The 12,544-nt window shown below is 35.5% G+C and carries 13 protein-coding genes; 5 read left to right on the forward strand and 8 right to left on the reverse strand.

Annotated features, from left to right (window positions below; translation table 11 throughout):
* Window positions 1-42 precede the first annotated feature (42 nt).
* The 5 genes from cntA to ACM26V_RS15350 form a co-directional block, all read right to left on the reverse strand.
* Window positions 43-1,659: a staphylopine-dependent metal ABC transporter substrate-binding lipoprotein gene (gene cntA / locus ACM26V_RS15330; protein WP_416147599.1), complete on the reverse strand. Its 1,617-nt coding sequence runs from the start codon at window positions 1,657-1,659 to the stop codon at window positions 43-45.
* A gap of 157 nt (window positions 1,660-1,816) precedes the next feature.
* On the reverse strand, window positions 1,817-3,115 hold the full coding sequence (locus tag ACM26V_RS15335; protein WP_416147600.1) for an opine metallophore biosynthesis dehydrogenase: 1,299 nt from the start codon (window positions 3,113-3,115) through the stop codon (window positions 1,817-1,819).
* Window positions 3,116-3,144: 29 nt separating this feature from the next.
* Entirely contained in the window at window positions 3,145-3,936 is a 792-nt protein-coding gene (locus tag ACM26V_RS15340; protein ID WP_416147601.1) for a nicotianamine synthase family protein, read from the reverse strand.
* Window positions 3,937-3,960: 24 nt separating this feature from the next.
* Window positions 3,961-4,794, reverse strand: a complete 834-nt coding sequence (locus tag ACM26V_RS15345; RefSeq protein ID WP_416147602.1) for a diaminopimelate epimerase — start codon at window positions 4,792-4,794, stop codon at window positions 3,961-3,963.
* Between the two features lie 255 nt (window positions 4,795-5,049).
* Window positions 5,050-5,226, reverse strand: coding sequence for a helix-turn-helix domain-containing protein (locus ACM26V_RS15350; RefSeq protein WP_416147603.1), 177 nt, complete (start codon window positions 5,224-5,226; stop codon window positions 5,050-5,052).
* 80 nt (window positions 5,227-5,306) lie between these two features.
* Here ACM26V_RS15350 and ACM26V_RS15355 point away from each other — a divergent pair, with 80 nt between their 5' ends.
* Complete coding sequence (locus ACM26V_RS15355) at window positions 5,307-5,435, forward strand: Atu4866 domain-containing protein (RefSeq protein ID WP_416147604.1); 129 nt, start codon at window positions 5,307-5,309, stop codon at window positions 5,433-5,435.
* Window positions 5,436-5,813: 378 nt separating this feature from the next.
* On the opposite strand, the gene ACM26V_RS15360 is transcribed toward ACM26V_RS15355, so the two are convergent.
* From ACM26V_RS15360 to ACM26V_RS15370, 3 genes are all read right to left on the reverse strand, one after another.
* Window positions 5,814-6,575, reverse strand: coding sequence for an ABC transporter permease (locus ACM26V_RS15360; protein ID WP_416147605.1), 762 nt, complete (start codon window positions 6,573-6,575; stop codon window positions 5,814-5,816).
* Window positions 6,568-7,464, reverse strand: coding sequence for an ABC transporter ATP-binding protein (locus ACM26V_RS15365; protein ID WP_416147606.1), 897 nt, complete (start codon window positions 7,462-7,464; stop codon window positions 6,568-6,570). Before ACM26V_RS15365 ends, ACM26V_RS15360 begins: the two co-directional genes overlap by 8 nt.
* 695 nt (window positions 7,465-8,159) lie before the next feature.
* The gene (locus ACM26V_RS15370) at window positions 8,160-8,933 is read right to left on the reverse strand and encodes a DUF5995 family protein (RefSeq protein WP_416147607.1); all 774 of its coding nucleotides are present in this window, start codon (window positions 8,931-8,933) and stop codon (window positions 8,160-8,162) included.
* A 458-nt stretch (window positions 8,934-9,391) separates the two neighbouring features.
* Here ACM26V_RS15370 and ACM26V_RS15375 point away from each other — a divergent pair, with 458 nt between their 5' ends.
* From ACM26V_RS15375 to rbsD, 4 genes are all read left to right on the forward strand, one after another.
* A complete protein-coding gene (locus ACM26V_RS15375) occupies window positions 9,392-9,898 on the forward strand; it encodes a hypothetical protein (RefSeq protein ID WP_416147608.1) in 507 nt (168 codons plus the stop codon).
* A 372-nt stretch (window positions 9,899-10,270) separates the two neighbouring features.
* Window positions 10,271-11,260 (forward strand): LacI family DNA-binding transcriptional regulator, encoded by a 990-nt coding sequence (locus tag ACM26V_RS15380; protein WP_416147609.1) that lies wholly within the window; start codon window positions 10,271-10,273, stop codon window positions 11,258-11,260.
* Window positions 11,257-12,153, forward strand: a complete 897-nt coding sequence (gene rbsK / locus ACM26V_RS15385) for a ribokinase (RefSeq protein WP_416147610.1) — start codon at window positions 11,257-11,259, stop codon at window positions 12,151-12,153. Before ACM26V_RS15380 ends, rbsK begins: the two co-directional genes overlap by 4 nt.
* Window positions 12,150-12,539 carry a D-ribose pyranase gene (gene rbsD / locus ACM26V_RS15390; protein ID WP_416147611.1) on the forward strand — a complete coding sequence of 130 codons (390 nt, stop codon included), beginning with the start codon at window positions 12,150-12,152 and terminating at the stop codon, window positions 12,537-12,539. Before rbsK ends, rbsD begins: the two co-directional genes overlap by 4 nt.
* Window positions 12,540-12,544: the final 5 nt, after the last annotated feature.

Raw genomic sequence — 12,544 nt, forward strand, 5'->3', positions numbered from 1 at the left:
CTTAAAGTATAAATAAAAAGGGGAAAATCCCCCTTTTTATTTCTATTTAAAGTTCATCAACTCAAATGGCAGCTCAAACTGAGTTTGCTTAAATGAAATTCCGTTTAAATCGTTTGAGGCTACTACAGTAACACTTCCATTCGAAATAGGAATAAAAACTGCTTCTTCATGAACAATCGTCAAAATATCAGCGTACAATGACTTTCTATTTTCCTCGTCTGTTGACACCATAACTTTTTCAATATTTTTGTATAGTTCATCTGCTTTTTCAATCCCTTTTGTCGTGTGCAAATAAGAAGCATCAGAAGTAAAAGCAGAGATTGTACTTTGTGGGTCATATGCTAGACCCCAAGTTTGATTGAATAATAAATCATAATCTCCTGTCGATCTTCTATTAGCAATTGATGTTGATTCTTCACCAATAATCTCCAATTGAAGTCCAATCTCTTTTGATGAAGCTTGAATAAATTCAGCCTGGTTTTTTTGGGAAGTAGAATTGCTATCATAATAGAGGTTCATGGCTAATATTGTTCCATCTTTAGTTCTAATTTCATCACCATTTTCTAACTTCCATCCTGCTTCTTCTAGAATCTCCTCAGCTTTCTTTAGATCATAACCTCGTTCCTTTAAATCAACATCCGCATAATTCACATTAGATGAAAATAGCGTATTCGCCACTGATTCAGTTCCATCAAAAATATCCTCACTGATTGTTTCTCTATCAATCGAGTACCAAATAGCTTCACGAACTGGCGTCTCACTTATTGGATTATCAGCTTTACTGCTATTAGCTACAATCATATTTGTGTTCATCGGATCACTTCTTACAAGTTGATAATTTCCGGAGTCGACTAATTGATTCATAGCTTCGACAGCAATACTATCTGCACCGCGATCATCAGTAAATACAAAATTGACTTCACCTTTTTGTAATGCTAACAACGTCGTCTCCCCAGCTGGAAGTACTTTAGACGCAATTTTCTTGATTTCAGGTGCACCATTCCAATAGTCTTCATTGGCTTTAAACGTGGCGAACTCGTCAATCTTATGTTCATCGAGCATATATGGGCCTGTACCATTAAAATCATTTACACCATCTTTAGTCTCCCCATCTATAAAATCTTTGGGTGATATGAATACATAAGGTCTGGTCATAGACAATTCTAATAAAGTTGGATAGTAGGTTTCCGACAAGACTAATTCAACTGTATGCTCATCTACTACATTTACACTTTCTATTTTTGTAGATAACTTAATCCAAGCATGCGTTTCTGCATTATTTTGTACAGCTTCAATATTTTTCTTCACTGCCTCTGCATTAAATGGCTCACCGTCGTGGAATTTCACATCTTTTTTTAAATTAAACGTGTATACTTTACCATCTTCTGAAACTTCCCAGGAGTCGGCTAGCAAAGGTTTGATCCCATCTTCCGTATTTTCAACCAATGATTCATAGACCTTCCCTTGAGCTGGCATTGAACCTGTGTATAAATGCGGGTTCATATCATTAATATCTATGGCTGATGCATAAACTAACTCATTTTCACCACTTGCAGCATCAACATTTGTCTCACTAGTAGAATTACCAGTAGAGCAGGCAGACAATATAAATATAACCAAAAATATTAAACTTACTAACTTGAATTTTTTATTGAACAATGTATTTCTCTCCCTTAAAATAATTTAATTTAAATTAATTCATTTTGCTGTTCAAATGTAGTTAAATTATGACCATCTCCCTTCCATAAATCACAACTAATACTACTTAAACAGTATATTTATCTATTAGTTTAAGTCGACCCATGTTCCAATTTGATCAGATACTTCGCCCTATTTCAGTGCATATCATATTCAAATCTTCAGCAAAACTTTGAACGACAAAGGCATTAGACAACGTTTGGTTTTCATGAAATTGAGCTACTTCTTTAATTTTACTCTCATATGTTTTAATGAATTTATCCGTTGTTGGGCAATCTAAATTTAAATACTTTGCTATACCTTGTATTATCTTTATACGGTAATAATCTTCCTTAGGCATTCTTGGAATATCCAAATCGCCTTCTCTGTTCACAAACATTTTTTTAATTGGAACTGCAGAAAAATCAAAATACCTTCCATCCTTATCTGGTTCTGAGAAAGGGTCAATTAACAGTGAAGTATAACGTATATATAACAAGTACTCTTGATGAATAGTATCTAAATAAGTGAAATTTTCTATATCATGACGAGATAAACTATCCACTCTTATCGGATAATTATCATCTGTCATAAATTTAAGTAAATTTATACCTTTTATATTTATTTTCTCTAAAACATGCATCATTTCTTTCCATTGCGCCAACATATCACGAATTAAATATTGCGTAATAGGCCCTTCAGGATAAATTTTATACACATATCTTTTATTATTTAACTCTCCAAATATTGCATTCAATGAAAAGTCATTCATAAACAGAGGAGGATGGACATATAGAGAAATATTTCTTGTTTCCGCCTCAAGTGGAGAATCCATAACTTCTAGTGCAATCCCTATTTGCCCATAAACCTTATATAGTATCTCAACATTTTTAGACTGATCGTCCGTTGAGCCTATAAATATTTTTTTCTTGACTGCTGTTGTTAAAACATGATTAGAGGGTTTATCATACATCCAGCGAGTATCACCATAATATGTAGAATAACTAATAATTTCCGCATTTGACTTAGATTGATTCATATAATTTTGTATTAAGTAATTAGAACCGAAAGTTGGAGAGATTAAAACAATACACTTCACCTTTTTTAAAACGACATTACTGATTTGTTTTATTACTTCTATATAGGCATCAGTTGTTACAGATAGAATAATCGTGTCCCATTCCCCTTCTATCATTTCATACCTATTAAAAACTTGGTCAATAATGCATTCACCTTTCATAGCAAGGTGCTTTTCATTCTGAATACTTACACGAACTAAATGATTACTTTGATCAAGCGCAGAGAAAAATGTATCTGAACGAACAGATTTTCTTCCCGCAATCCCTATGTAACAATCCAATTGTTTTTTTAAATTTACAGCAAGTTGAATTGAAGTAGGACCAGTTCCTAAAATTAAAACTCGCTTCAAATCACTCATAAAATCCTCCCTTTCTATAAAAACTTATTCTAAACTTTTTTATACAACGCAATATCAAACACATGGTCTGGACGTAATATATTTTCAACCAGTTCCCATTTTTGTTCATTAACCTTTTTCATCGGATAATTAAATAATGATTTCAGGCGATCACCATACCTCATAGCCACTACAACTTTTTGATTCGTCAAAGTATGTAGTTGATCCAATATTTCATATTTTTTTTCAACTGTTGAACTAAAAATAATGTAGGTAGCTTCTTTTGTGAAATTAAGATCTTCCACTGTTGTTTGTTCTAGTCTAATATTTAATTCACTACCTAATCTTTTTACAACATTTAATCCAAGTTTAATGGCCTCATTATCAATATCTATACCAACAACTTTTGCCCCAGTCTCCCTAGCTATTAATAACGGTGTCATCGGAAATGAACCTGATCCAATTAATAATACTTTTGATTCAGAATTGATCTGAAAACTACCAAATTCCTTCTCAATACATGACTCTATGTTTTTAAAATAATCGGACATCACATCATTTCCGTTCAATAACTTCAACGCGCGATATTTTTCCATAATAGCAACACAATGTGTTGATTTTTTTCTTAAATCCAACATAAGCTGATTAAAATCACTAGATTCTTGTTGTGCAAGGTCCCATATTTCTCTATTGGTATGGCTTGTGATGAACTTTGAATAATCATCTATTAAACTCTCTAAAACTAGACAATTATTGTATGTCTGATCATATTTTCTTGCTAATTCATCGAATTTCTCTAGGTAGGAAGTTAAATATTCATGAAAAGTTTCTAACTTAATCACTAATGTCACCCCTATTCAATGTAATCAAACATCTATAAACGCTTTTCCCTTTGCAACTATTCTGACTGCCCCTTCAATCTTTAGGTTTGTAAATACTCCTTCATAATAATCAGCAAATACATTAATAGTGCCTCCAGGTTGTCTTAACTTTGCGGTTATTTCCCCTTGACTCTTCCACGCTAGATATGCACCTACGGAAGCTGTACCTGAACCACACCCCCTTTCCCAAACCATACTATCTAAGTGTGGAACATAAATAAGAGGAACCAATTCATCAGACTTCGGTTTATACAATAAAACGCCAATCAACTTGGAACCTAATGTTACACCCAGCAACTTTGCTAATGATTGTGCTTTTTTCTTTATCTCCTTACTAAATTTGTCCACTTCTAAAACAATATGTATACATTCTTGATATCTAATTATTGTCATATTTAAACTACTTCCACCATATTTTACCGTTTTCTGCTCTACCTTCTCAGGAATTGGCATAGTAACTTGACAATGATATTCTTCTACATTTCTTTTCACTTGACACATTATTAATTTATCGGTTCCTGAAACTTCTAATAGTATTTCTGTCAAATGGTTTTTCTTTAATCCGATTTCAGAAGCAATATAAGTAGCCAATGTCATACATGCATTACCACAAAACTCACCACCTGCCATCTGTAAATGCGCAGCCGCTTTATTATTTATCGACTTTTGTATAAAACCTACTTGTTCAGCGTAGACATTGTCATACGCCATAATTTTTGAAGCAATGAGCTTATACTTCTCAACCGGATAATTAGTTTTAATAAGAATTGTCATGTTTTGTGTTGGATTAAATTTTATAAAATCTATTTCGTATTTCACCTAAACTACCTCTAAACTTATATTTTTTAAATTCAATGTCCTTGCTTCATATAAATACACTCTTACAAATAGTAATGATTACGATTATCATCATATAATTGGATTATAGCATAATTTTCCATACAGTCAATAAGTAAATTTTTTGTAAATGTAAAGTTGTTAGAAATCAAGTTAAGATACAAGCACTTGGCTTCCATATTTTAACAGAAAAAAACTCAATAGATGCCTATTGGGGAGTTGAAAGGATAGCTTTATTTAACGACTAAAGTGTGAGGGGTTTCCGTATCCTACCTGCAACGAAGCTTCTGCCGAATTTAGTTCATCTGTAAAGAGTAGCTGGCGAGCTTTCTGAAGGCGGAACTGTTTCTGATACTGCATCGGGCTCATACCACTGAACTCCTTGAAATAACTGTAGAAGGATGATGAGCTCATTCGTACTTCCTTCGCCAATTCTTCAACTTACATATGTTGGCATTCGGATCACCTCAGATGGCCATATTTGACATGAACTAATGCCAAACGGAAGAAATGATGAAGCCCGAGGTGGTCGCAACAGTGCTTACAAAGGGAGTTATACTATCGAAGGCAACCATATCGATTATGTGAATGATACAGCCTTTACGGCAGATGGTGATTTCTAGACAGTGTACTGCATCACGCAGAAATGGTGCTATATCTGGAAGCAAAAAAAGAAGGGGGCGAATTTTATGTCTTCACTTCACGGAAGAACAGTTATTATTACAGGTGCCAGCAGCGGGGTCGGAGAAGCAACAGCGCGCTTCTACCTTTAGTTGTTCTACATCAATGAGTTTGATACTTCTTTGAATCTAATAAGTAGTGTAACCAAGAGGGAATCTTTCGACGGACATCTTCGAGGATTGCTAAATACAGCAGGTAATCTTGCTGTGTTTCTAATAAGGAGGTTGTTCGAATACCGTCACCAGTAATCTGCACCTAGCGCCGGGGACACCAGTTCTGAAAGGACAATTCTTTTTCGACCACAAGAACCGTCCCCTCGGTTACTCTATAACACGCTTATTCTTTGTGATTATATTTACAACAAACATTAATATAGCTGTTACGATAATAATTACGCCCAACTCTTGAAAGTATAAATATACTGGATCCCCTTCTGTCCATACTCCTCTAAAAGCAATCAAAGCATAATAAATGGGATTAAAAAACTCCACAATTATTTTTATAGAATCAGGAAACATCTCTGGCGGAAAGGTTAAACCACCTAGGAACATCTGATAGAAAAAAAACATAAGTGCAATAGACTGGTAACCAGAACTTTTTGTTGTTACTGTGAAAATTAGTGCCGCTAGGGAGTATTGAAATACATTCACTAAAAAAATTACCAATAAAACCGAAGGCATATTATTGAAAGGAATAGGCACTTCTGATGTTATTATTGCAGTTGCGACTAAGAGGGTTATAGCTAATAATTGGAAAATTAAGGTGGGAAGTAAGATACCTAAGGAGATTGTGAAGTGGTCTAAGCCAAGTAATCGATACTTTAAAAGATTACCCTGTTCTTTATAAACGGAATAGTATTGTCCGTAAATGACAATTACTGCATTGATAATAATAATAAAAATAAAAGCAGGTAATAAATAATCTACTAAACTAAAACCCGTTTCCAGTATCATCTCACCCGCAAATACATTACTAAAAATAATGAACATCACTACTGGTAAAATAAACCCAATCGCAGTATCCTTATACCCTCTCATGAGAAGTTTCAATTGGAAAAAAGAAAATGTAACCATATTAGACATATTGGGTTTCTCCTTTCTGATTGATAACATAACCTAAATTTTTTAGAAATGCATCTTCAAATGTATAATTTTTCATTAATATATCCTGTGCACCTAGTTTTGAAAGAACATTTAAAACATGTCCTTCATTCGAGGGGGCAAATTCAATCGAATATCTTCCTTCTTCATCCGTATTCAAATCAAATTGTTTACTAAGTTCTTTTGCATTACCTTTATCTAAGATAAAACTAACAAGTTTTTTCTGTCCAAACGTATTATTTATTATTTCTTTGACAGTACCTTTAATTTTCTTTGTTCCTTTTTCAATAATAAAGACATTATCAGCTAAGAATTCTATCTCTTCTAAAAAATGACTCGTAAGTACAACTGTTATTCCTCTATCCTTATTGATTTTTTTAATAATATTCCATATTTTTCTCCTTGCAACAACATCTAGTCCAGTCGTAATTTCATCAAATATAATCATCTCAGGATCGCCAATAAGCGTTAGTAATATAGAGAGCTTCTGCCTCTCTCCACCAGATAACTTAGTAATATAATTGTTCTTAAAATCAAGTAATTCAAATTCATTTAATAACTCGTCGATATTTACATTTGTTTTTAATATTCTCTTATAAAGTAAGCATAAATCTTTTACTTTCGCGCCTCCTTCAAAAGAAGAAGATTGCATTTGAAGCCCCACTTTTTTATACAATTGACTCTTATCAAATGAATAAGCAATTTCTCCATCATAGTTTGTTAAATTCATTATGCAATTAATTAATGTAGATTTCCCTGCTCCATTATGGCCTAAAATTGCAAATATTGACCCTTTTTCTACTTCGAACTCAATATTATTCAATACTTGAGTCTTGCCATAAAATTTATTAATACTCTTTATACTTAACATTGTATCCCCCCTAATATGGACCCCGATTGGATCATCACCAAAAATACAAATTAATTCAAAAAATCAAATATTTAACACTTATTATATCTTATTATACCCTGTGTATTCAATATTTTTTAGAAAAGTTAGAATTTTCATTTTATTTAAAGGGACCGGAAGGGGGGACCAGGGCCGGGGGGACGGTTCCTCCGGTCAGCGCTCGGCAATTCCAATTATCCTCCTCTAGTCTCGATTTGGCATACCTATTTAGGGTGCGGCTGAATAAGCTTCACTTTAACAACTGCGCCGTTGGCGAACAAAACATAAACAGCCATCCGCGAATGACTCTTCTTCACGCATGGCTGTCTTTTATTTTATACTATATCATTTCGAATAAAAATCGTCGTTAGTGAATTAGGGCGTCTCTTGTCTGTCGCAAGCAGCCGAGTGGAGGTCCCTCATATTTGATACTTCTTTGAATCTAATAAGTAGTGTAACAAAGAAGGAGTCATTCGACGGACATCTTCGAGGATTGCTAAATACATCAGGTAATCTTGCTGTCTTTCAAATAAGGCGGTTTTTCGGATACCGTCAGCAGTAATCTGGTGCTCCCTTCACATAGCGACAGAAGCACCAGTTCTGAAAGGACTCCTCGACCACAAGAACCGTCCCCGCGGTTGCCCCACCAGAAGAACCGTCCCCCTGGTCACCCCTGGTCAAAACCAGCGAACTCGTCTAGTGAATGGAGCTAACATCTTTGTAAACCGAAATGGTCGTATGTCGGCAACCTGAAGACCAAATTTGAGAGCTTCGTTTTCAATACGCTTCCGATGAACGTTTCGTTGTTCTTCGTCAAGAGCTTCCAGCATAAGCTGTGTGTCGTACCAAACCTTCGTTCTGCAATGAGCAAGAAAAAAAGAAGCAAGAGATTCATCCTTGTTGCCCATTAAATAATCAATCGGGCGAATTAGGCGAGCATAATGGCGAACAAGCTCGTCTTGTACTAAATCAATTAGGTCTGCCAGTACATCGTTGATTAGCTCATGATCTTTTCGACGGCTCATCATTAGCTGAGCATCTGGCCAAACATTGTCTTCTGCCAGTATATTATGGAGTACGAATGGTAAATCACTATTAATATGGGCATTAATACCAAGTAATGCGTCTTGTAAGACAAACCCTCTTTTTTCTTCCGCAAAACGAAAGGCTAAATCCCAAGCAGGCGAACAACTTTCTCCAGATTCAAAAGCATCGTTTGCATTAAAATAATAATGAGCAAATTTAACTAACACTCTTTCCATCCATATTGGATCTCGAAAAAAGCCTGACTCAATGCGCAGCTGCATTTCCTTTGTCATTAGTAGATAAACACGTTGAAAAACTTGGCGATAATCGTTTTTCTCTTGAAGCACATGAAGTCGTTTCGTCATTATATCGATAACATGTATTAATGTTTGTTTTTCACCAACTAGATTACTAGAAATCCCCATATCCCTCCCCCTAAAACAGTGAAAATTCCAAGTTTCTATGAAGAAAATATGCCTACGTTAAAAAAAGATTAGCATAGCAAATTATGGATGTAAAGAGAATTCTGAAAACTACGGGACGGTTCTTGTGGCTGAAAAAGAGTCATTTCTATTTGGTGAAATCAATCATTCATTCGATTTTAATAAGCTCCAATAAAGACAATAAAACAAACCCTATAATTTTCTCCGATTTCATCTATCTAAACAAAGAAACTCTCTTGCCCAAAAATCATAGGGGCGGATCTCTTCTTGCTTCCCCATCCACCAGTTACCCGAATCTGCAAGACAAAACTTTAGACGTAGGTTTTTAGAAATATATTGTCCTTATCCTATGCAACTAAATCCAATTCATTTTTCAAAAATTTGGAATAACCGCCCACGCCCATTCAATTTATGTTAGTATACATACCTGAGGTGATGAGATGCAATCATTCATTCTAATAATCTCTACAGTTTATGGCATCAGTTTCTTGCCTATAGCTGCATTTATATATACTCAGAATAAAAAAGAATCTGAGAAAGAAAAGATGGGGTTATTTCTTCTGCTTTTTGTCGCAGGATTAATAGCATTGGCCCCCACGGCAGTCATTGCCGTTTTCCTATTTGCTTTACTTGGTTCCGCCAATGTGCTGGACACCCTGTTTTCTTTGGGCTTTAGCAGGAACCAGCTAATCACACTAACAATCTTCATACTAGTCTATTTATTTACAATTGATAGTGTGATTGAAAAACTGGTGGAATATATAACAGGCAAAAACAAGATTACCTTCTTTCTTGTACTGCTTTCTCGAATATTTGCATTTCATATGATAGGGCTAATCATAGGCGTACAGCAAGCAAACAGCTTTATTATTGCAGTGGGAGTAGCATTAATTATCATGCTTCTTGAGATCTTGTACCTTTACCGAGAAAAGCAAAGTGCGAAATGATTTGGTGCAAGGCCCACTGTATCTCCGAATCTTTCAACATATATCCACAAAACTCAGGAAGCGACACCAAAACTTCTTGGAAAATCGAGGCCAATATTCTATATCCCAAACTATTCCTCACTTTGCATTCACCTCCACCGCACATCCAGTTAACCACTGTTCCCCCCCCTCATCACAGCAACAGTTCCACTAAGCATAGAACCGAGGGGACGGTCCTTCCGACCACAAGAACCGTCCCCTCGGTTGCCCCTCGGTTGCCGGTTGTCGCAATTTCTCCAGTTCTTCCAAAAAAATATTGACAATTAAATAGATGCCAATTACAATATGTGTAACCGGTTACAGATTAGTGATTTGAAAAAAGGCGGGATGAAGATGACAACCATTCGTGATGTAGCGAAGCATGCCAATGTTTCAGTAGCAACAGTATCCCGAGTGACAAATAAAAAAGGTTACGTGAGTAAAGAAGCTGAACATGCTGTTTTAAAATCTATTAAAGAATTAAATTATCGACCAAATTCTGTAGCACGATCGTTGTATCATAAAACATCAGGGATGATCGGTCTCGTGCTCCCAGACATTTCAAATCCATACTTTCCAGAGCTAGCAAGAGCAATTGAAGATGTAGCATTAACTTATGGCTATACTGTGGTACTTTGCAACACAGATGAAGAAATAGAAAAAGAAAAAAAGTATTTTGACGCTTTAAAACAAAAATATGTCGATGGGATCATCTTAACAACGAGTAGTTTATCTTTTGACGAATATGAAGAATTAGACTTACCTATCGTTGCATTGGACCGAGTGATTGGTGATCATATTCCAACGGTTGTTTCTAACAACCGAGAGGGAGGAAAGACTGCCACAGAACATTTAGTCAAGTGTGATTGTAAATTTCTTGCGCACATTAGAGGACCTCGAGGGGTAAATCCAGCAGATGAAAGATATATTGGATTCAAAGAAGTGGTCAATAAACTTGGAATTCCTAATGTTGTTGTCGATGCAAATTTTAATATTGACCAAGCAGAAAAAGTAACGAGAGAAATCCTTACAAAAAATCCAAAAATTGATGGTATTTTCGCTAGTAGTGACGTAATGGCAGCCGGTGTGATGAAAGCAGCTCATACGGTCGGGAAGAAAATTCCTGAAGATTTAAAATTAGTTGGTTTTGATGGGATTCCACTTGGAGACATGCTAGTCCCTTCTTTAACAACGGTAGAGCAGTCAATTTACAAAATGGGGGCTTTATCAGCAAGATTGTTGATTAAGCAAATTGAAAAAGTCCCGTTAGACTCTTATTATTATGAGTTACCAACTACTTTAAAGGAAAGAGAAACGACAAGACAAAGAGGTGAAATAACATGAAAAGAAAACCAAAAATCACCATTGTAGGAAGTATCAACATGGACATGGTGACAGTCACTAACGTTTTCCCTGAGCAAGGGGAAACACTAGTTGGAGAAAGTTTTGTAACGGTTCCAGGAGGAAAAGGGGCAAATCAAGCAGTAGCTGCGGCAAGGCTTGATGCTGAAGTACGTATGATAGGTCGAGTAGGAGATGATTCTTTTGGAACTGTACTAAAACATAGTTTGCAATCTGAGGGAATTTTTTCCGACAGTGTGGAACCGGTTACAGATTGTAGTTCTGGTGTTGCGACAATTATTATATCAGACGACAACAATCGTATTGTTGTTACACCAGGTGCAAATTATCATGTTAGTCCCGACTATATAAAGAAATATAAAGAGATCTTATTAACGAGTGATATAGTGTTAATTCAATTAGAAATTCCAATGGAAACGGTGGAATACGTAACAGATGTTTGTTCTGAAAACGAGATTCCTATTATTTGTAATCCTGCACCGGCACAAACGATTCAACCTTTCTATCTTGATAAACTGACATACTTGACGCCAAATGAAACAGAATCAGAAACGTTATTTGGAAAGTTTGTTCCTGATGCTCTAAGAAATAAAGTAATTGTAACCAAAGGTGATAAAGGCGCTATTTATTATGAAGAAGATACACCTTTTACCGTTCCTGGTTATCGCGTAAAACCTGTGGATACAACTGGTGCAGGAGATACATTTAACGGCGCATTGGCCGTTGCCTTAGCAGAGGGAAAATTGATTCCTGAGGCGATCGAATTTGCAAATGCGGCAGCAGCATTATCAGTGACATCATTTGGGGCACAAGGTGGAATGCCTATACGAAAGGAAGTCCACAACTTTTTGGACGAACAGGAGGAGAAATCATGAAAAAAAATGGCATCTTAAACCGAGATATTTCTTCCGTTTTAGCAAAAATGGGCCATACAGATACGATTGCGATCGCAGACTGTGGATTACCGATTCCTGATCATATTCCTTGTATAGATTTAACTATTCGACAAGGAATGCCATCCTTTATTGATGTATTAGATGCCGTATTAGAAGACATGGCTGTTGAAAGATTAGTCTTAGCAGATGAAATTAAACAAAATAATGAACAGATCAATCATTATATTACTAAAAAAAATATTTCAATCTCTTATATGTCGCATGAGTTATTTAAGCAGCAATTATCTAATGTGAAAGCGATCATTCGTACAGGTGAAAATACACCTTACGCCAATGTGATCCTACAATCTGATGTTATTTTTTGAAAAGG

It is taken from the genome of Salipaludibacillus sp. HK11 (assembly GCF_047795645.1).
Classification (GTDB): Bacteria; Bacillota; Bacilli; order Bacillales; family Salisediminibacteriaceae; genus Salipaludibacillus.

Bases quoted from the DNA above. Each gene is read 5' to 3' on its own strand.
- ACM26V_RS15360 (WP_416147605.1), bottom strand. From the start codon at position 6,575: ATGTCTAATATGGTTACATTTTCTTTTTTCCAATTGAAACTTCTCATG.
- ACM26V_RS15380 (WP_416147609.1), top strand. From the start codon at position 10,271: ATGACAACCATTCGTGATGTAGCGAAGCATGCCAATGTTTCAGTAGCA.
- ACM26V_RS15370 (WP_416147607.1), bottom strand. From the start codon at position 8,933: ATGGGGATTTCTAGTAATCTAGTTGGTGAAAAACAAACATTAATACAT.
- rbsD (WP_416147611.1), top strand. From the start codon at position 12,150: ATGAAAAAAAATGGCATCTTAAACCGAGATATTTCTTCCGTTTTAGCA.
- ACM26V_RS15375 (WP_416147608.1), top strand. From the start codon at position 9,392: ATGCAATCATTCATTCTAATAATCTCTACAGTTTATGGCATCAGTTTC.
- ACM26V_RS15355 (WP_416147604.1), top strand. From the start codon at position 5,307: ATGCCAAACGGAAGAAATGATGAAGCCCGAGGTGGTCGCAACAGTGCT.
- rbsK (WP_416147610.1), top strand. From the start codon at position 11,257: ATGAAAAGAAAACCAAAAATCACCATTGTAGGAAGTATCAACATGGAC.
- ACM26V_RS15365 (WP_416147606.1), bottom strand. From the start codon at position 7,464: ATGTTAAGTATAAAGAGTATTAATAAATTTTATGGCAAGACTCAAGTA.
- ACM26V_RS15350 (WP_416147603.1), bottom strand. From the start codon at position 5,226: ATGAGCTCATCATCCTTCTACAGTTATTTCAAGGAGTTCAGTGGTATG.
- ACM26V_RS15335 (WP_416147600.1), bottom strand. From the start codon at position 3,115: ATGAGTGATTTGAAGCGAGTTTTAATTTTAGGAACTGGTCCTACTTCA.